This window comes from Candidatus Eisenbacteria bacterium (assembly GCA_013140805.1).
Taxonomy (GTDB): domain Bacteria; phylum Eisenbacteria; class RBG-16-71-46; order RBG-16-71-46; family RBG-16-71-46; genus JABFRW01.
Genome location: JABFRW010000150.1, coordinates 14,205 through 33,318, shown reverse-complemented (window position 1 = coordinate 33,318; position 19,114 = coordinate 14,205). Strand labels below are relative to the sequence as shown.

The 19,114-nt window shown below is 66.2% G+C and carries 13 protein-coding genes; 9 read left to right on the top strand and 4 right to left on the bottom strand.

The window, feature by feature from the left end:
• The 4 genes from HOP12_11890 to HOP12_11875 all read left to right on the top strand — a co-directional run.
• A partial coding sequence (locus HOP12_11890) for a hypothetical protein (GenBank protein ID NOT34855.1) occupies window positions 1–2,046 on the top strand: 2,046 nt, incomplete at its 5' end.
• Window positions 2,047–2,219: 173 nt separating this feature from the next.
• Window positions 2,220–3,398 (top strand): histidine kinase, encoded by a 1,179-nt coding sequence (locus HOP12_11885; GenBank protein NOT34854.1) that lies wholly within the window; start codon window positions 2,220–2,222, stop codon window positions 3,396–3,398.
• Window positions 3,395–4,231, top strand: coding sequence for a response regulator transcription factor (locus HOP12_11880; GenBank protein NOT34853.1), 837 nt, complete (start codon window positions 3,395–3,397; stop codon window positions 4,229–4,231). Before HOP12_11885 ends, HOP12_11880 begins: the two co-directional genes overlap by 4 nt.
• Before the next feature lie 152 nt (window positions 4,232–4,383).
• Window positions 4,384–6,213: a hypothetical protein gene (locus HOP12_11875; protein NOT34852.1), complete on the top strand. Its 1,830-nt coding sequence runs from the start codon at window positions 4,384–4,386 to the stop codon at window positions 6,211–6,213.
• A gap of 91 nt (window positions 6,214–6,304) precedes the next feature.
• On the opposite strand, the gene HOP12_11870 is transcribed toward HOP12_11875, so the two are convergent.
• Both HOP12_11870 and HOP12_11865 read right to left on the bottom strand, forming a co-directional pair.
• The gene (locus HOP12_11870; protein NOT34851.1) at window positions 6,305–9,400 is read right to left on the bottom strand and encodes an MMPL family transporter; all 3,096 of its coding nucleotides are present in this window, start codon (window positions 9,398–9,400) and stop codon (window positions 6,305–6,307) included.
• A complete protein-coding gene (locus HOP12_11865; GenBank protein ID NOT34850.1) occupies window positions 9,400–10,527 on the bottom strand; it encodes an efflux RND transporter periplasmic adaptor subunit in 1,128 nt (375 codons plus the stop codon). Before HOP12_11865 ends, HOP12_11870 begins: the two co-directional genes overlap by 1 nt.
• A 305-nt stretch (window positions 10,528–10,832) precedes the next feature.
• Here HOP12_11865 and HOP12_11860 point away from each other — a divergent pair, with 305 nt between their 5' ends.
• The 3 genes from HOP12_11860 (at window position 10,833) to HOP12_11850 (ending at window position 13,676) form a co-directional block, all read left to right on the top strand.
• Window positions 10,833–12,344 carry an alpha/beta fold hydrolase gene (locus HOP12_11860; protein ID NOT34849.1) on the top strand — a complete coding sequence of 504 codons (1,512 nt, stop codon included), beginning with the start codon at window positions 10,833–10,835 and terminating at the stop codon, window positions 12,342–12,344.
• A gap of 2 nt (window positions 12,345–12,346) precedes the next feature.
• Window positions 12,347–12,970 carry a hypothetical protein gene (locus HOP12_11855; GenBank protein ID NOT34848.1) on the top strand — a complete coding sequence of 208 codons (624 nt, stop codon included), beginning with the start codon at window positions 12,347–12,349 and terminating at the stop codon, window positions 12,968–12,970.
• A 100-nt stretch (window positions 12,971–13,070) separates the two neighbouring features.
• Entirely contained in the window at window positions 13,071–13,676 is a 606-nt protein-coding gene (locus HOP12_11850) for a tetratricopeptide repeat protein (protein NOT34847.1), read from the top strand.
• A 111-nt stretch (window positions 13,677–13,787) separates the two neighbouring features.
• Here HOP12_11850 and HOP12_11845 read toward each other — a convergent pair whose 3' ends face one another.
• Window positions 13,788–14,417 carry a YceI family protein gene (locus HOP12_11845; GenBank protein ID NOT34846.1) on the bottom strand — a complete coding sequence of 210 codons (630 nt, stop codon included), beginning with the start codon at window positions 14,415–14,417 and terminating at the stop codon, window positions 13,788–13,790.
• A 259-nt stretch (window positions 14,418–14,676) separates the two neighbouring features.
• Here HOP12_11845 and HOP12_11840 point away from each other — a divergent pair, with 259 nt between their 5' ends.
• Window positions 14,677–15,687, top strand: coding sequence for a hypothetical protein (locus HOP12_11840; GenBank protein NOT34845.1), 1,011 nt, complete (start codon window positions 14,677–14,679; stop codon window positions 15,685–15,687).
• 50 nt (window positions 15,688–15,737) lie between these two features.
• The gene (locus tag HOP12_11835; GenBank protein NOT34844.1) at window positions 15,738–16,754 is read left to right on the top strand and encodes an ATP-grasp domain-containing protein; all 1,017 of its coding nucleotides are present in this window, start codon (window positions 15,738–15,740) and stop codon (window positions 16,752–16,754) included.
• A gap of 49 nt (window positions 16,755–16,803) precedes the next feature.
• On the opposite strand, the gene HOP12_11830 is transcribed toward HOP12_11835, so the two are convergent.
• Window positions 16,804–18,783 carry a hypothetical protein gene (locus tag HOP12_11830; protein NOT34843.1) on the bottom strand — a complete coding sequence of 660 codons (1,980 nt, stop codon included), beginning with the start codon at window positions 18,781–18,783 and terminating at the stop codon, window positions 16,804–16,806.
• Window positions 18,784–19,114 lie beyond the last annotated feature (331 nt).

The window sequence follows — 19,114 nt, the reverse complement described above, 5'->3', positions numbered from 1 at the left end:
CCCATGCACACGCTCGAACCCGCTCGCCTGAAGCCCGGAGTCACGCTCGACCAGCTTCCGGGGCCCCGGCCGGCCGACGAGACGGTGGCGAACCCGTCCGGCGCGCGATTGCTGAGCGGCACCGCGCTGATCTTCTGGGACCCCAAGGTGCCGGGGAAGAAGCTCGACGCGATCGACACCGACCAGATCACGCCCGCCGCCGACTGCGTGAGCGAGAGCCTCGAAACACTCGACGAGCGCTGGAAGGCGGGCAGCTTTCGCTACCTGATGCCCGACTTCCGCGCGCGCGTGCACGCGGGGCAGACCTTCGTGATCGCGGGGGATCGTTTCGCGATCGGATCGTCGCGCGAGATGAGCCCCGCAGGCTTGAAGGGTGTGGCCGAGGAGAAGGGTCTCGAGATGGTGGTGGTGTGCGGGAACAACATGGGCGACATCTTTCGTCGCAACGCGTTCAACCTGGGGCTGCACGTGATCCAGAGTCCCGAGGCGGTCGCAGATGCTCAGGAGGGCGACGCGTTCACGTTCGATCCCGACTCGCGGCAGCTCGCGAACGTGACGCGGAGCAAGACCTACGATCCGGTGCCGCTGACGCCGAAGGAGGACGAGATCCGCAGGAGTGGCGGCATCTTTGCACTCGGTCGTCGTGAGTTCCGGCGCAGTGTGGAGACGAAGCCCGACATCAGCTGGCCGGATGCCGCAACCGCGCGCACGCTCACGACCACCGAGCAGATCCTGTGGGCGCATCGCGTGGACAAGAACGCGGAGATCCGCCCCGGCGCCACCGTGCGCATCTACGCGGACCTGTTGCCCGCTTCCGACGGCACCGCGCCATTTTCGATCCACACCTTCAACCAGATCACCGGCGGCGAGGCGATCTGGCCGCGCCAGATCGCGATCGCGAACGATCACTTCGTGTTCACCGGCGTCGATGCCGACGAGAAGCAGACCTCGATCGGGCGCGCGTTCGCGAAGTTGAACGGCATCGAGAAGCCCTACTACGCGACCCCGGGCGACGGCATCTTTCACTTCTACTTTCCCGAACAGGGCCTCGTCCACCCGGGCATGATGATCCCCGGCGCGGACTCGCACTCGCGCGCCTACGGCGCGTATGGCGCAATCGGGATCGGGGTGGGCTCGACCACACTCGGCTTCGGCTGGAGCACCGGCTACATCTACACGACAGTCGCCAGGCCTCGACGCGTGGTGTTCAAGGGGCGGCTGCAGCCGTGGGTGACGGGCAAGGATCTGGTGCTCGAACTGCTGCGCCGCTGGGGGGCGAAGCAGTCGCAGGGCATGAGCGTCGAGTTCGTGGACGCCGAGCGGCAGCTCCCGATCGCCTACCGCAACACCATCAGCAACATGATGGCGGAGGCCGAGAGCTACAACGGCATCTTCGCGCCCGACGACATCACCTACGCATGGTTCGCGGCCAAGGGCATGAGCTCGCTTCCGTACCCGCGCATCGCTCCCGGCGCCGACGTGGCGTGGGAGATCGACGAGACCCTGACGCTCTCGGACGTGCGCCCGATGATCGCGAAGCCGTTCAGCCCCGGGAACGCGTTCCCGGCCGAGGAAGTGGCGAAGGAGCGCATCACATTCGACAAGGCGATGATCGGCTCGTGCACCAACGGCGGCTACGACGACCTGCTGTCGGCGGCACTGGTGCTCAAGGCCGCGCGCGCGCGTGGTCTCACGAAGGCCGCGAGGGAGTTCGTGATCTTCCCGGGCTCGGGTGGGGTGAAGCAGCAGATCGAGCGACCCGACGCGCGGCTCGACGGCGAGTCGATCGCCGAAGTATTCCGTTCGGTGGGCGGCGGAATCCGCGAGAGCTGGTGCGGGCCGTGTTTCGGACAGGGCCCCGACTCGCTCACGAAGGGTCAGCGTGCCATCACGAGCTTCAATCGCAACTGGACGAACCGCATGGGGCTCGGCGGCGAGGGCTACCTGGCGTCACCGAGCGTGGTCGCCGCGAGTGCGATGCTCGGGTACATGGCGCCGCCTTCGGAGCTCGGGCTCACCTGGGAGGCGGAGGCATTCGCGGTGTGAAGCTGCTCTGCGAGCACCAATGGGTCTGGACTCGGCTCTGCCCATCTCGCGTGCGATGAGATGGACGCTCGCGGCGACAGCGCTCCGAAGCGGTCGCGCGGAGTGCTTGCGGCGCGGATCCTGTCTCGCGCACAGTGAACGCGATGCCATCTTCGAGTGAACAAGACGCGGCCGTGATCGCGACCCCGCCCGTACCGGAGGCTCGCCCGGCCGCGCGTCGCCACCGGATCCTGCTGGCCGCCGCTTTGTGGGCGGCGTTCGGGCTGTTCTTCACGCTGCAGTCCTACTCGGTGCGAACCGCGGCCGGGCGTCCATTCAGCGCGGTCGAAGTCACCCTCGTCGATCTGCTGTACGTGTCGCTGTGGGGCGCCTTCACCCCGCTGGTGCTGTGGTTGTCGCGCAGGCTGCGGGTCGAGCGGCCGCATGTGGCGCGCCGGATCATGATGCTGGTGGCGTGCGGCATCGGCGTCGCGGTCCTCCAGCGCTTCCTGTTCGACATGATCGTGCACACGATCCGCGCGTCACCTCAGACTCCGTTCTCCTGGGTGCTGCTCGCGCGCTCGGTGCTCGCGTCGTTCGACTACGGGCTCACGCTGTTCGGCATCGTGGTGCTGATCGAGCACGCGACCAGCCTGCAGCAGCGCATCCACGCCGAGGCGGTGCGCGCCACGCGGCTCGAGGCGGCGCTTTCGACCGCGCGACTCGACGCGCTCGAGCGCCAGCTTCAGCCGCACTTCCTGTTCAACACGCTCAACGCGATCTCGTCGCTGGTGACCGAGGATCCGCGCCGCGCGCAGGCCCTGATCGGGCGGCTCGGAGAGCTGCTGCGGGCCACACTCGCGCAGCCTCAGGCACACGAGATCTCGGTACGCCACGAGGTCGAGTGGCTGGAGCAGTACCTGGCGATCGAGTCGGCGCGGGTCGGCGAGCGGCTGCGGATTTCGATCGAGATCGAGCCGGCCGCCTACGCGGCTCAGGTCCCGCGCCTGCTCTTGCAGCCGCTGGTCGAGAACGCGCTCAAGCACGGCGTGGCCGCACGTCCCGGCCGCGCGCTGCTGGCGATCGAGGCGCATCGACTCGAGGAGTGGCTCGAACTGCGCGTCCGCGACGAGCCGGATTCGAACGGGGCCGCTCCCCATGCGACGGCGCTCGAGTCGGGAGCGGAATCGAAGCCCGGCACCGCCGGTCTCGGGATCGGCCTCGCCAACACGCGCTCGCGTCTCCACACGCTGTACGGCGACGCGCACCGGCTGGAGCTGAACGCGCTGCCGAGCGGCGGAACCGAAACGCGGGTTCGAATCCCGTATCGCGTCGCATCGGCGCCGGTCGCCGCACGCGAGGCTGCGTCGTGACTTTGCGAGTGGTGCTCATCGACGATGAGCCGCTTGCCCGATCGGGATTGCGGGCGCTGCTCGCGACTCAGCCGGACCTCGAAGTGGTCGGCGAGGCGGGCGACGGCCTCGAGGCGATCGAACTGATCCGTACGCGGCGCCCCGACGTGGCGTTCCTCGACGTCGAAATGCCGGGACTCGACGGCTTCGGCATGCTCGAACGGCTCGCGCGCGAGGAACGGCCGTGGGTGGTGTTCGTCACTGCGTTCGACGCACATGCACTGCGCGCATTCCAGATGCACGCGCTCCAATACGTGCTCAAGCCCATCACCGCGGAGGCGCTGGATGCGGTGATGGAGCGGGTTCGCGAGGTGCAGCTCGGCTCGACCGCGCGCGAGCTGACCGATCGGCTCGAGCGCTTGCTGCGCGAACGTGAAGAGCTGATGAAGCCGGGCGGGAGCGCGCGCGAGGCCCTGATCGACGCGGCGACCGCCGCCGCGAGTGCCCGCCCGACCCGCTGGCTGGTGCGCTCTTCGGGCACTGCCGAGGTGATCGCGATCGACGCCGTCGAACGAATCGAAGCCGACGGCGACTACGCGCGACTCCACATCGGGCGGCAGGTGCATCTGCACCGCGCCACCATGCAGGCGCTGAGCCTCGACCTCGATCCGCGGCGATTCGCGCGCGTCCACCGCTCGCACATCGTGCGCATCGATCACGTGCGCACGGTGCGCAGCGAGCCGGGAGGCGACGGCGCCGTGGTGCTCAACGACGGCGTCGAAGTTCCGCTGAGCCGCACCTACCGCGATGCATTCCTCAGCGTGCTCGAGGGCCGGCCGCGCGGCGAGTCCTAGCCGCACCCCGCAGCCCATCGCGCGCTCCGCGCGGCTCGTCGCAGCCCGCCCACGGCTCGTCGCTCCGCCATGGTTCGTCCCGGCACTCGACCGTAGCGTCCTCGGTCGTGGATCCGACCGGAGACGCCATCAGCGCCATGAACGGAGGGACGATGCGGTTCAGATTCGCCTGTGTACTGCCTGCGGCCGTCGCGGTTTCCGCGGCATTGCTGGCGCTTGCGGCAACCAGCCATGCCCAGAGCTTCATCCGCATCACCACCGGGCCCCACGTGACGAACGCCGGAGCCTCACGCGCGGTGTGCTGGGTCGACTTCGACAAGGATGGCGACCTCGACATCTTCCTGACCAATGGTCCTTCGACCGGCCAGGCGAACGCGCTGTTCCGCAACGACGGCGCGCCGAACTACACCTACACCAAGGTGCTCGGCGACCCGATCGTGACCGGCGCGTTTCGAGCCGACGGCGCGAGCTTCGCGGACTTCGACAACGACGGCGATCTCGACTGCTTCGTGGTCAACTGGTACGGCGACAACAACCTGTTGTACCTGGGCAACGGCGACGGCACGTTCACGCGCGTCCTGACCGGCGCCGCGGTGACCGACGGCGGTCACTCCGAGACGTGTTCGTGGGGGGACTACGATCGTGACGGCTGGGCCGACCTGCACGTCACGAACAGCGGCGACGCGGTCGCCGAGGCCGACTTCCTGTACCACAACGATCAGGACGGGACGCTCAGCCGGGTGCTGACTGGCGCGATCGCGAGCGACGCGTTCTACACCCGCAGCTCGTCGTGGATCGACATCGACCGCGACGGCGACGACGACATGTTCGTGACGAACGAGAACGGAGAGGACGAGATCCTCTACCGGAACCAGCTGGTTCCCGGCGGGACCGCGACGTTCGAGGCCGAGTCGCCCGGCGACCTCGCGACCGCCGGCAACTCGAGCTTTAGCGCGGCGTGGGCCGACTACGACAACGACGGTGATTTCGACTGCTTCGTCGCGAATTCGTCGGCCGAGAACAACTCGCTGTACCGAAACGACGGCGGTACGTTCACGCGCATGTCGGCCGACATCACGAGCAGCGACGACGGCTGGTCGGTGTGCGGCATCTGGGGCGATATCGACAACGACGGCGATCTCGATCTGTTCGTCACGAACGGCTTCGGCGGTGCGACCAAGCGAAACTTCCTGTATCAGAATCGCTTGATCGAGACCGGCACCGCGTCGTTCGTGAAGCTCACGACGGCTCAGGTCACCACCGACCTCGGCTGGTCCTACGGCGCGGCGTGGGGCGACTACGATCAGGACGGCGACCTCGACCTCTACGTGGCGCGCACTTTCAACAACAACGAGAACGAGTCGCTGTACCGCAATCTCAATGCGAACGGTTCGCACTGGCTCGAACTGGATCTCGAAGGCACCGCTTCGAATCGCTCCGCACTCGGTGCCGTGGTGCGCGTGAAGGCCACGATCGGCGGCCAGCCCGTCGAGCAGCTGCGCGTGGTCGAGGGGCAGGCCGCGTATTGCTCGCAGAATCTGCAGCTCCACTTCGGGCTCGGAGATGCCGCGGTGATCGACACCGTCGAGGTGATCTGGCCGTCGGGTGTTCGAGAGATCACCACCGGACTGCCGGCCGACCAGCGCAAGCACTACACCGAGGGGCTGATCCCGACCGGCGTCGGCGAGCCCGGCGGCGGGCCGGACGACGCTCGTTCGACCGTCGCGTGGCATCGGTCATCGCCGAACCCGTTCAAGCACGAGACCACGCTCGAGTTCGCACTGCGCCGGAGTGCCCAGGTGCGGCTCGAGATCCTGGACGTCACCGGTCGCACGCTCACGACCGTTCTCGATGGATGGATCGAGGCGGGCCCCCGGCGTGCCCGGTGGCGGCTTCCCGAAGGCGCGGCGAGTGGCGTGTATCTCTATCGCCTCACGGTCGGCGGTGTGTCGCAGACCGGAAAGCTCACCGCGCTCCGCTAAACGGAACGCGCCGTCTTTCGGCCGGCGTGAAAAAAGCGCGGTGGGGAGGGGAACCCCACCGCGCTTTCCGTTTGCCTGGGGCGCGACCGCGTCAGATCGGCGCCACCTCGGCACCGCCGTGGGTCTCGGTGGTCGGCGCGACATCCGCGACCTCTTCGACCGCTTCGCGCTTGTGAACCTTGGCGACCAGCGTGTAGACCGCAGGCACCACGAACAGCGTGAATGCGGTGCCGATGATCATGCCGCTCACCAGCGTGATTCCGATGCTGTTGCGTGCGCCGGCGCCGGGGCCGCGCGCGAAGATCAGCGGCAGATGGCCGAACACGGTCGCGGCCGTCGTCATGAGGATCGGGCGCAGTCGGGTGCCGGCGGCCTCGATCACGGCGCGCGACTTGTCGAGCCCGGTCTCCTGCAGATGGTTCGCGAACTCGACGATCAGGATGCCGTTCTTCGCCACCAGCCCGACCAGCGTGATCAAGCCGACCTGGCTGTAGATGTTGAGCGAGGTGAAGCCGAGGAACGTGAACGCGAGTGCGCCGGTGACCGCGAGCGGCGCCGAGCCTCCGAGGATCACGAACGGATCCCGGAAGCTCTCGAACTGTGCGGCGAGCACCAGGAAGATGAGGATCGCCGAGAGCAGGAAGATGCCGATGAACTTGCCGCCCTCGGTGCGGAGCTGTCGGGACTCACCCGCGTAGTCGATGCTGTAGCCCGCCGGCATGATCTTCTTGGCCTCGGTCTCGAGAAATCCGAGCGCCTGATCGAGCGCGATGTTCGGCGGGATGACCGCCTGCAGTCGCACCGCGTTGAGCTGCTGGAAGCGCTTGAGCTCGCGCGGTTCGGTGGTGGTCTTGATGGTGGCGAAGGTCGAGAGCGGAACCAGCTTGCCTGCGGGCCCGGACACGTAGATCGACTGCAGCTGCTCGGGGGTGAGGCGCTCGCTGCGCTTGACCTGAGGGATCACCTTGTAGCTGCGACCCTGCACGCTGAAACGATTGACGAAGTTGCCGCCGAGCAACGTGGACATGTCGCGGCCGACGCGGCTCATGTCGACGCCGAGCGAGCGGACCTTGTCACGATCGAACACCACCTCGGCCTGCGGCTGGTCGAATTTCAGATCGGTGTCGACGTACATGAACATGCCGCTCGCGTACGCCTTGCCGACCAGCTGATTCGCGATGTCGACCAGCTGCTGAGGCTCGGCCGTCGACGCGATCACGAGATCGACCGGGAAGCTTCCGCCACCCGGCAGTGACGCCGGAACCACCGCGATCGCTCGGATGCCGGGGATCTTCGAGAACCCGCCGGCGACCTCGACCTGAAGCTCCGAGGTGCTGCGTTTCCGCTCCGCCCACGGTTTCGTGACCATGCCGGCGAAGCCGCCGCTCGGGAACGTGATCTGAAACGTGTTCTTCATCTCGGGGAATGAGTGATAGACGTCGTAGATCTGGCTCGCGAACAGATTGGTCTGATCGAGCGTCGCGTTCGGCGCCGCCTGCACGATGCCGAACACCACGCTCTGGTCCTCGGCCGGCGCCAGCTCGCGCTTCGAGAACATGTAGAACGGCACCATCAGCAACACCACGAGGACCCAGAGTGTCAGGACCACGGGCCGGCGCGACAGCGTGCCGGACAGCATCTGCTGATAGCCGTGGCGGAACCGATCGAAGCGCTGGTTGATCCAGCCGGCGAAGCCGCGTTCGCTGTCGCCCGGGCGCAGCAGGCGCGAAGCCATCATGGGGGAGAGCGTGAGTGCCACGACGCCCGAGACCAGCACCGCACCCGCCAGCGTGAATGCGAATTCCCGGAACAGCGAGCCGGTGAGGCCGCCCTGGATGCCGAGCGGGGTGTAGACGGCCGCCAGCGTGATGGTCATCGCGATGATCGGGCCCAGAAGTTCGCGCGCGGCTCGAATCGCCGCATTGAACGGTTTCTCGCCCGCGTGCACGTGGCGTTCGACGTTTTCGACCATGACGATCGCGTCGTCGACGACCAGGCCGACCGACAGCACGATCGCCAGCAGCGTGAGCAGGTTGATCGTGAAGCCGGCGGTCTGCATGAGGAACACGGCTCCGATCAGCGAGATCGGGATCGCCACCACCGGAATGATCAGCCCGCGGACCGAGCCGAGGAACAGGAAGATCACCAGGATCACGATCAACAGGGTCTCGCTCAGCGTCTTCAAGACTTCGTTGATGGATTCCTGGATGTAGATCGTCGAGTCGTAGGGGATGCCCGAGGTCATGCCGACCGGCAGCTCGGCCTGGACTTCCTTCATGGCGACGCGCACCCGCTTGATCACGTCCAGCGCGTTGGCGGTCGGGAGCACCCAGATCCCCATGAAGGTGGCCGACTGACCGTCGAACCTGACGTCGGTGTCGTAGTCCTCGGCCCCCAGCACCACGTCGGCGACATCGCCGAGCCGCACGACGTTGTTGCCGTCCTGCTTCACGACCAGCTGCCGGAACTCTTCGGGAGTCTTGAGGCTGGTGTTCGCGACCAGATTGACCGACACCATGGAACCCTTGGTGCGACCGAGCGCGGACAGGTAATTGTTCTGCGCCAGCGCGTCCTGCACCTGAGACGGCGACAGGTTGTGCGCCGCGAGGCGGTCGGGCTTGAGCCACACGCGCATCGCGAACACGCGACCGCCGAGGATGTCTGCGCGCTGCACGCCGCTGATGGCACTGAGCTTCGGCTGCACGACTCGCGTGAGGTAGTCGGTGATCTGGTTCTGATCGAGGTCCTTGGAACCGAAGCCCAGATACATCGAGGCGAATCGCGCGTCGGCGGTCTGCACGTCGATGACCGGCGCCTGCGCTTCGGGTGGAAGGTCGTTGCGCACCTGCGCAACCTTCGCCTGGATCTGCGTGAGTGCCGCGTTGGTGTCGTAGTTGAGTTTCAGGTGCACCGTGATGGTGCTGACGTTCTGGGCGCTCGAGGACTCGACGAAATCGATTCCGTCGGCGCTCGCGATCACCCGCTCCAGCGGGGACGTGATGAAGCCGCGCACCAGGTCGGCGTTCGCTCCGACGTAGATCGTGCTCACCGTCACGACCGCGATGTCGGTGCGCGGGTACTGCCGCACCGTGAGCGAACCGATCGACTGCAGCCCCGCGATCAGGATGACGAGGTTGACCACGATGGCGAGAACCGGCCGGCGAATGAACAGGTCGGTGATGCGCATCAGCTGTCCGCCGGCTTGGGCGCCGGGCTATTGCCGGGCTGCACCGTGTTGTTCACGACCACCGCGGCGCCGGTGCGAAGCTTGAACACGCCCGAGGTCACGATCTCTTCTCCGGCCTTGACGCCGTCCAGCACCGCGACCTGGTCACCCTGCGCGGTACCCAGCTTCACGAACTGCTGGCGCACGCCGCGATAGGTCTTGCCGTCCGGGCCCTTCACATCCTCCACGATGAAGACGGAGTTGCCGTAGGGGGCGAAGTTGATGGCGGAACTCGGCAGCGCGATGACCTCACTGCGAGCCGACAGCATCACCTTGACCGTGACGTACATTCCCGAACGCATGACGCCGCGAGGATTCGAGAACGTCGCCTGCACCTGTATGTTTCGCGTCGCGTCATCGACCACCGGGTTGATCGCGGTGATGCGCCCGGTGAGCGTCGCGCGCGCGCCGCTGTCGGACGCCGCCTGTACCGATGCGCCGACGCGCAGCGACGCGACCTGTTGCTGCGGCACCGAGAAGTCCACGTAGATCGGATCCATGGATTGCACCGGGACCACCGGATCACCGCTGTGCAGGTACTGCCCCAGATTGACCTGGCGGATGCCGGCCGTGCCGCTGAACGGAGCGCGAATGGTCTTGCGCCCGATCGTGGCCTCGATCTCGTCGGCGTCGGCGTCGGCCTGCTTGAATTGCGCCTCGACCTGATCGAGTTCGGCTTGCGCGATCGAGCCCGACTCGAACAGCTTGCGGCCGCGATCGAGGCTCAGCTTGGCCAGATCACTCTTCGCCCGCGCCGAGGCGAGCTGTGCGCGCTCCTGACGGCTGTCGAGCAGCACCAGCGCCTGACCCTTGCTGACGCGCGCGCCCGACTGAAAGCTGATCTTCTCGACCACGCCCGGCAGGTCGGCGCTCAGCGTGACGCCCTGAGCGGGAGCGACGGCGCCGACGGCTTCGATGTGACCCTGCCAGTCCTGCGACTTCGCGACGACGGTGGTCACCGTCTCGGGAGGTGGTTGAAACGACTTGCCGGCGGACATCGCGGCCTGGATCTGCTGGAACTTGATGAAACCGAGAATCGCGACGACCACGACGACGATCGCCAACATTTGGATCATGCGCTTCTGCACGGGGAGTGGCTCCTGAGCGAGCGAGGTAGTGGCGAAGGAATCGAGGTCGCGGAGGTCGGGCGGCGGTTCGATGCGACGGAACCCGCCCGGATTCGGTTCGCCCTTCCGCAGGTTTACCCGTTGATTCGGCGCGACTGCGACTGGAGAGCCTGCATTAGACCACGGCCGGCAGATCGTGGCCAAGCGGGTGAGGCGTGTTTCATCCACCTGCCGGAGGCGATCGGCCGGAGTTTCTCGGCGCTCGTGGCAACCCGTGCTCCGAAGTACCCTGTCGACGGCTCGACTGTTCCATCGGAGATCCCGCCATGCGCCCATCCCGTCCGCTCGTCACAACCCGGCTCCGCGCCTCATCGGCCGTGCTCGCCGTGATCCTGTTGACGCTCCTGACGACCGCATTCGCCGCCGCTCGAACGCTGGCACTCGCGAGCTCAGCGCCCGAGATCGGTGCGCCGGCCCCCGTGGCGCCAGGCGCTGCTTCCCTCGCGGGCGCATGGAACGGTCGGCTGTCCGCCGCGCTGCGCCTGGTGCTTCATTTCGAGCGCGGTGCCGCGGGTGAGTGGGTCGCGAAGCTCGACAGCCCGGATCAGGGCGCCATCGGTCTGCCGCTCGAGGTGGTGCTCGCAACTCCGGACTCGGTTCGTGTGGTGCTCACGCAGGCCGCCGCGTGGTTCGAAGGACGGCTCGATCGCGCGAGCGGTCGCCTGGTCGGCACCTGGAATCAAGGCGGTGAACGTGCCGAGCTGACGCTCGAGCACGGCGAGATCGCGAGGGCTTCGCGTCCGCAACACCCGGTTCCTCCGTTTCCGTACGCATCGGACTCGATCACGTTTCGAAACTCGCGCGCCGGGCTGACGCTCGCGGGAACGCTGACGCGACCCCGCGATCGGGCGCCGCATGCGGCAGTGGTACTGGTCTCGGGCTCGGGTCAGCAGAGTCGCGACGAGGAAGTGTTCGAGCACAAGCCGTTCCTCGTGATCGCCGATCGGCTCACGCGCGCCGGCTTCGCCGTGTTGCGCTACGACGATCGCGGCGTCGGAGGCTCGGGAGGAAATCCCGCGCTCGCGACCGGAATCGACAACGCGAGCGATGTCGAGGCCGCAGTGCGCTACCTGCGCTCGCGACCCGAGGTCGACGCGCGACGCATCGCGATCGTCGGACACAGCGAGGGTGGCATCCTGGCGCCATGGGTCGCGGCGCGTGACTCGCAGATCGCAGCCCTCGTGTTGCTTGCGGGCACCGGTGTTCCGGGGGACAGCGTTCTGGCCACTCAGACGGAAGCTCTCATGAGGTCCGCCGGCCTTGCGCGGGAGGAGATCGCGCGCCGCATGGCGCCGAATCGTGCGATCCACCGCGAGATCAAGTCGGGCGCCTCCCCCGAGTCGGTCTTCGTGCGCGCCGAGCGAACGCTGCGCGTCTTCGCTCGCACCCTGAGCGCCGCCGAGCTCCAGGCGGTCGGTGGGGAAGAGCGCTTCGCGCGTGACGCAGCCGAACAGTCGCGACTCCCGTGGCTGCGCTGGTTCATCGCCCACGACCCGGCGGTTGACCTGCGTCGGGTGAGGTGCCCGGTGCTCGCACTAAACGGCGAGCTCGATCTTCAGGTGGATGCTTCCATCAACCTGCCCGCGATCGAGGCGGCCTTGCGAGCGGGCGGCAACCGTGACGTGACGATGGCGCGGATGCCGGGACTCAATCACCTGTTCCAGACTGCGACGAGCGGCGCGATGAGCGAATATTCTACGATCGAAGAGACCCTGGCTCCGGCTGTGTTGGATCGCATGACTGCGTGGCTGGTCGCCCGACTCGAATCCCCGAGGTGAGCATGGGAAAGCGCGACAAACGAATCGACGCCTACATCGCCAGGTCCGCAGAATTCGCCAGGCCGATTCTCCGCCACCTACGCGAAGTGGTGCACGGCGCCTGCCCGGACGTGGCCGAGGACATCAAGTGGGGCATGCCGGCGTTCACCTATCACGGCCTGATGTGCGACATGGCCGCGTTCAAGGCGCATGCGACGTTCGGCTTCTGGCGCGGCGCGGCGATCGTCGACTTGGGCGGACGCTCGCTCGACGAGGCGATGGGAAACTTCGGGCGCCTGACCAAGGTCTCCGAGCTGCCCTCCAAACGGGTGCTCTCGAGCTACGTGCGACTCGCCATGAAGCTCAATGAGTCGGGGGCCAAGCCGCGGGCGCGCGCCAAGTCGTCCGGTCCGCAAAAGGCGCTTCCGGTACCTGCGGACCTGAAGGCGGCCCTCGCAAAGCACTCGAAGGCCCGCGCGACCTTCGCGGGGTTCTCGCCGAGCCATCGACGCGAGTACGTCGAGTGGATCACCGGCGCAAAGCAGGCGGCGACGCGCGCCTCCCGACTGGCGAAGGCGATCGAGTGGATGGCCGAGGGCAAGCCTCAGAACTGGAAATACATGAAGGAGTGGAAGAAGGGTCGTTAGGCTTCGCCAAACACTGACATCCGGGGCTGGCGCGCCGATCGGTTTGGGTTCACAATCCCTCGCGTTCCCTCACTTCGGATTCCACTTCGAGAGGTTGCCCATGCGTTCCACTGTCTCCTTGCTCGCGCTGGCCGCGCTCGCAGCGTTCGTCACCCCGTCGCTTGCTTCATTTGGCGGCGGCGGCTCGTCGAGTTCCGGCTCCACGCCATCGGCTTCCTCCGGCAGCATCGAGACCAAGTCGCCGAAGACGCCGCGCGAGGAGGCCGAGCGCCTCTATGCGCAGGCCTACGAAGAGATCGCGCGCGCCAAGCAGGACGCCGCCGACGGCAAGGCGAAGAACTCCGAGAAGCGCTACAAGCGGGCACTCGAGTGGGGTGAGAGCGCGGTGTCGCGCGATGCCGCCTATCACGAAGCGTGGAATCTGGTCGGGTTCGCGGCCCGCAAGCTGTCGGACTTCGACAAATCGGTTGCGGCCTACGAGAAGTGCCTGACGCTCAAGCCCGACTATGCCCCGGCGCGCGAGTACCTCGGCGAGGCGTGGCTCGAGAAGGGCGACGCGAAGAAGGCGCGCGAACAGCTGGTGTTGCTCGAACGCTACAAGGCCGACGGTGAGGCGAAGACGCTGCGGACCGCGATCGAGGCCTACGAGAAGGCACAGGGCGTCACCGAAGCCGCAACCTCGACCGAGGCCGGCTCGAGCCACTGAGGGCCATCGACGGCGTTCGTCGAGCCGCCGACTGCCGCCGCGGTCACGAAGAAGCCCCCGCACCGATCGAGGTGCGGGGGCTTCGTGCTGCCGACAGAAGCAGCGCTTCGATTACTTGGCGGCTTCCTCTTTGACGGCGTCGGCTTCGATCGCGAGCGTGATGTCGACATCGTCGCCCAGCAGCGTGCCGCCCTGGTCGAGCGTCTTGTTCCACAGCAGCGCGAAGTCCTTGCGATTGACCTTCGTGCGCGCTTCGAAGCCGGCCTTCTTGCCCATGGTGTTGCCGCCCATGCCGAAGTCGCCGGCGCCGAGGAACGACACGTCGAGCACCACCGACTTGGTGACGCCGTGCATGGTCAGGTCACCCGTGACCTTGTAGGAATTCTTTTCTTTGCCAGCCTCGACCTTGGTGCTCTTGAAATCGAGGGTCGGGAACTTCTCGACGTCGAAGAAGTCCGCGCTGCGAAGATGGTTGTCGCGGCGCTCGTTGCGGGTGTTGATGCTCTTGGCCTGGATCGTGGCCTGCACCGTCGACTTGGAAGGATTCTTCTCGTCGAACACGATCGAACCGCTCATGTCGTCGAAGCGTCCCGGCACCTTCGTGAAGATGTGACGGATCGAGAATCCGGCCTCGCTGTGCACTCCGTCGAAACTCCACTTCGTGGCCTCGGCAAACGAGGGGAGCGCGGCGGCGACCAGGGTGACGGCCGCGAGCGCGACCACCGAGAAGAAACGCTTCATGGAGGAAACTCCTTTCGTTCGATTCCGAACGATCTGATGGGGGAGACAGGTCTGCGAGCGTCGGCCGGACGCGCATCGAAGTCCGCACCGCATGGCACGTCCCGCCGTCGCAGCGTCGGGAGCATGCCGCTTTAGAGGCGTGATTGCGAACCCGCGGCTCAAGGCTTTGCCTGCGCCTTACGTTCAGTCGTATCGAACGGGGCGCCAGGCAGCCCGGCGGCTTGTGACCGGGACCCGGTGTGACTAGCATCCGTCCCCCATGTCGAACTTCGAGCAGGCCACGCCCGAGATCCGCGAGATCCTCAACAAGCGGATCAGCCAGCTGGGGCTGCGGCTTGAGGGCTCGCCGGTCGAGCGTTTCGTTCATCAATTGCAGCGCGAACTCGATCGCAAGGGACTGCGTCGCTTCCGGCCGGTGTGCTACCTGACCGACGAATGGGGATGTCCCGACGGCCAGCCGGTGATCGGCATTCCGTTCTATCTCGCGGATCCGAAGCTCGCACGACTCGAGCGCGAGATGAACGACCTCGAAGACGAGCGCGAGATCATGATGTATCTGCGCCACGAGGCCGGCCACGCGATCAACTACGCGTATCGCCTCTACACCACTCCCGAGTGGCGGCGCGTCTTCGGGCCCTACAATCGCCGCTACCGCGATCACTATCGACCGCTTCCGTTCAGCCGCAAGTTCGTGCGTCACATCGCCGGCTGGTACGCCCAGAAACACCCCGATGAGGACTTCGCCGAAACCTTCGCGGTGTGGCTGACGCCCGGATCGAACTGGCGGCGCCGATACAAAGGCTGGCCGGCGCTCGCCAAGCTGCGCTATGTTGATCGCGTCATGCGTCGACTGCGGGATCAGGATCCGCTGGTCACGACCGGGGATTTCGACATTACGGTCGAGGACATGCGGGTCACGGTCGAGCAGTTCTACCGGCGCCTCACCAAGCAGAGCGGGGCGGCGGTCAATGTGGCGCTCGAAAACGATCTGACCGAGCTGTTCGTCACACGTGGGCGTCGCAAGCACGTGCGCCCGGCCTCGGAACTGATCGAAGAGCATCGCAAGACGTTGACGGACAAGATCACGTACTGGACGGGAGTGAAACGCCCGATCGTGCGTGCGCTCGTGGAGCGCATCGTGCGCACGTGTGTCGAGCAGCAGCTCTACGCGGTGGCCGGCCGTGAGGCGGCGTATCTCGTGGAACTGACCGCCTACGCCACCACGCTCGCGATGAACTACCTGACGCGCGGGCGATTCGTGCACGAGTAAGCGCGCGGGTCCATGGATGCGGCCCGAAACCCGAGAAGGCGAGGACCGCCATGGCCAGGCTCCGAATCGGCGTTCTCTACGATTACTGGTGGGACGACGAGGAAGAACGCGTCGAGGGCGAGCGGCCGAAGAAGAAGTCGCGCGATGAGGATGTCCAGACCGTCTACGAGGCGCTGAAGAAGTCCGGGCACAGCCCGGTGTACGTGCGCGTCGACGGCACCAGCGAATCGCTCATCGAACTGGCGCGCTCGCAGACCGACCTGCTGTTCAACCTCACCGAATCGTTCGCGGGAGACGACAGTCAGGACACGAATCTCGCCGGCTACCTCGAACTGCTCGGGCGTCGGTTCACCGGCGCCGGCTCAAGCGGGCTGTTCCTGGCCCAGGACAAGGCGCTCGCCAAGAAGATCTTCACGTTTCACGGCATTCACACGCCGTACTTCTCGACCGTGTACCGCGGACGCACCGAGCATTCGCACGACATCCAGTTCCCCGTGATCGTGAAGCCGGCGCGCGAGGACGGCTCGATCGGCATCCAGTTCGGCGCGGTGTGCACCTCCATCAAGGAACTGATGGAGCGCATCGACTACATCCACGCCGAGTTCGACAGTCCGGCGCTGATCGAGGAGTACATCGAGGGCCGCGAGCTGTACGTGGGAGTGATCGGAAACGAAAAGCCCGAGGCCCTGCCGGTCGTCGAGCTGGATCTCTCGAAGCTCCCGGAAGGCATTCCGAAGATCGCCGGTTCCGAGGTGAAATGGGAGGAGGACACGGTGGCGTACAAGACCACCAAACCCTTCTTCCCCGACGATCTCGGCGATGACGTCGTGAACCAACTCCAGGAGACCGCGGTGCAGGCGTATCAGGCCCTGCAGCTTCGCGACTACGGGCGCATCGACTTCCGGCTCGCGACCGACGGACGGGTGCACGTGCTCGAGGTGAATCCGAATCCCTACCTGCTGCCGACTGCGGAGTTCTCGATGGCAGCGCGCAAGTCGGGGCGCAGCTACACGGAGTTGATCGGCGAGATCGTAAGCCAGGCGATCGGACGCTACGCTTCGGCGTGAGCGTTCTTGAACCCGCGACCATCAGAATCCGCAGGCCTGCGCGCTGTCACTAGCGGTCGAGCCACAGCGCGGGCACTCGAAGCGAGGTCCTGAAGCCGAGCCCGCTCACGCGGGCGAAGTAGATTCCGCGTCGCATCGAGGCGGGCATCTCGAGCTGCAGGGGCGCGCCGACGCCAGCGGTCGCGTCGATGCGACGAGTCCCGACTCTTCGCCCCGCCACGTCGAATAGCTCGACACGATCGATGCGGCGTGAGCCTCCCTCCACCCGGAGCACCCAGCGCCCGTCGAGCCTGACGAAGCGTGCGGTGACGTTCGCTGGCCCGGGATCTGCGGGTGTAACTCCAACGGGAACGACCGTGCCGGACGCAGGCCAGGCGAAGGCAAAGACGTCGTGATAGGTCGTTGGGTTGCTCCGACCTCCTCCGAACAGGAACCGATCGTGTACGGGATCGTAGATCGCGAACGCCCCGTCGCGAACGGGCAATGTGGGTTCGCCCGTGACCGCGAACTGATCGACGCGGTTGGTTCGCACATTGAGCGCCTGTCCCTCATAGCGCCAGCCGGCGCCGACCGCCTGATACCCATAGACGAAGGCGATTCCCCGATAGGGGTCGAATGCGGTACCAGGGTAGGGACTTGCGATCCAGCCCCCCCACGCACGGCGAGACCAGCGCGCCGAGTCCGCGACTTCGAGCGTCCACAGCGAGTCGAGCTGAACGTCCAGGAAATCCGTGCCCGCGAAGTAGTGGAGCCTCGGACTCTGAAATTCTCCCTGAAACTCCGCGAGCCATCGCGGGGGCGGCGCCGCGCCAATCATCGGAACACGAACCCACTCGTCGGCTGCCGCCGAGGGCCGAAGTTCAAACACTTCGGACGTCCATGTCTGCAGATTCCATCCGAGAACGATGGGTCTGCGCTCGCCTGGCAGGTATCCGACGAGACTGAACTCGGGCAACGCACCGCCCACGGCCTGCCATCCGCCGCCATCATCAAAGTCGAAGGCGAAGACCCGAGAGCCGAGGAAGGCCGCCAGCACGCGGTCGTTCAGGGGGTCATACACCGCGGAACTGAGTGAAGCGGTCGCATCGATGGAACTCGCCGGAATCGGCTCCCATCGCCCGGTCTCGGGCCTCGCGACCAGTTCATATCGTTGGCCGGCAAATGCGAACAGCACGACGCGATCCCGGCGGGTGTCATAGATCGCGCGCGAAGTTGGCGTAAGGCCCGACGGAATGCGCCCGTCATAGAGAATCTGCCAGCCGGGAACAGCGAGTCTCGGATCCAACCACCTGAGCACTGGCGTCGGTCCGGAAGGTTCGGCACCCTCGGTTTGAGGCCCGCTGAAGATCACGAGACGAGCTCGAGACGGATCCCAGATGGCTTCGCCGTTTGGAATTGCCCCCGCCGGTGCGATCGCGACCGGCTGCCACTCGTCTGGAGCCGCGACCTCGAGTCGCCAAACGTTGCCGAAGTGCACCGCGAAGAGCACAGAACGATCTGGGTCGAAGGCGATCGCCGCGTCGTCTGGAATCTTGGCAGGCGAGTTGGTCAGCGAGTCCCAATGAAGTGTCGCCAGGTTCAGTGACCACACGCGTCCGCCCAGCACGTACAGCATTCGATCGTGCGCGGCATCGAGAAAGGCGCGTCCGTCGACGCTGTACGCGAGCGACGGCGGCGATCCTGAAGGGTGAAGCTCGGACCAATCCTCGGTCGAATCGGGCAGAAACTCCCAGAGATCGTTCGCGCGATCGAATAGGTCGACAAAACCGTATGGATGGGTGTGCATGCCTCCGCCGAATGCGAGCAAGCGACCGCGCCTCGAATCGTACGTCAGCGAACTACCGAACCGCCGAGCTGGACGAGTGCAAGATGGGCAGTAGTTGCCGGCGAGCGTGTGCCAGCCTTCCTCCTCGCCAAGCTGCGTGGTCAACATCACGCCCTCGTCCTGAATCGCATAGCCGTAACAGCAGTCCGCGACGAGGACCTCGTACCCACCGAATGCGAACAGGCGATCGTGTTTCGGATCCATCGCCGCGGAAGTGCCCCCGCCGAAGTGCCCTCCTCGGGCACCACCGATTCGCCTGGGTCGATCGATTCCGTTGAGCGGAATCAGCCATGCATCCTGATAGCCCGACCCGCCCAGCTTGCCACCGATAACGATGACGCCGTCGCGCGATCGGTCATAGATCGCCCGGTGGTCGGACCTGGCGCCAACGGTCAGTCCGTACCATCCGAACTCGATCCGAGGGGGCGCTCCGAAGGCACTCAAGGCCCAGCAGAGCAAGAGAGCGCCGACGAGACCCGAAGCCCGGGCGCTGACCCGAGCGCTTCGCCACGACACTCGACGAGCGCGGAACGGG

Coding starts and splice junctions, on each gene's coding strand:
- HOP12_11875 (NOT34852.1), top strand. CDS start 4,384: ATGCGGTTCAGATTCGCCTGTGTACTGCCTGCGGCCGTCGCGGTTTCC.
- HOP12_11870 (NOT34851.1), bottom strand. CDS start 9,400: ATGCGCATCACCGACCTGTTCATTCGCCGGCCGGTTCTCGCCATCGTG.
- HOP12_11860 (NOT34849.1), top strand. CDS start 10,833: ATGCGCCCATCCCGTCCGCTCGTCACAACCCGGCTCCGCGCCTCATCG.
- HOP12_11855 (NOT34848.1), top strand. CDS start 12,347: ATGGGAAAGCGCGACAAACGAATCGACGCCTACATCGCCAGGTCCGCA.
- HOP12_11850 (NOT34847.1), top strand. CDS start 13,071: ATGCGTTCCACTGTCTCCTTGCTCGCGCTGGCCGCGCTCGCAGCGTTC.
- HOP12_11845 (NOT34846.1), bottom strand. CDS start 14,417: ATGAAGCGTTTCTTCTCGGTGGTCGCGCTCGCGGCCGTCACCCTGGTC.
- HOP12_11840 (NOT34845.1), top strand. CDS start 14,677: ATGTCGAACTTCGAGCAGGCCACGCCCGAGATCCGCGAGATCCTCAAC.
- HOP12_11835 (NOT34844.1), top strand. CDS start 15,738: ATGGCCAGGCTCCGAATCGGCGTTCTCTACGATTACTGGTGGGACGAC.
- HOP12_11830 (NOT34843.1), bottom strand. CDS start 18,783: ATGGATCCGAAACACGATCGCCTGTTCGCATTCGGTGGGTACGAGGTC.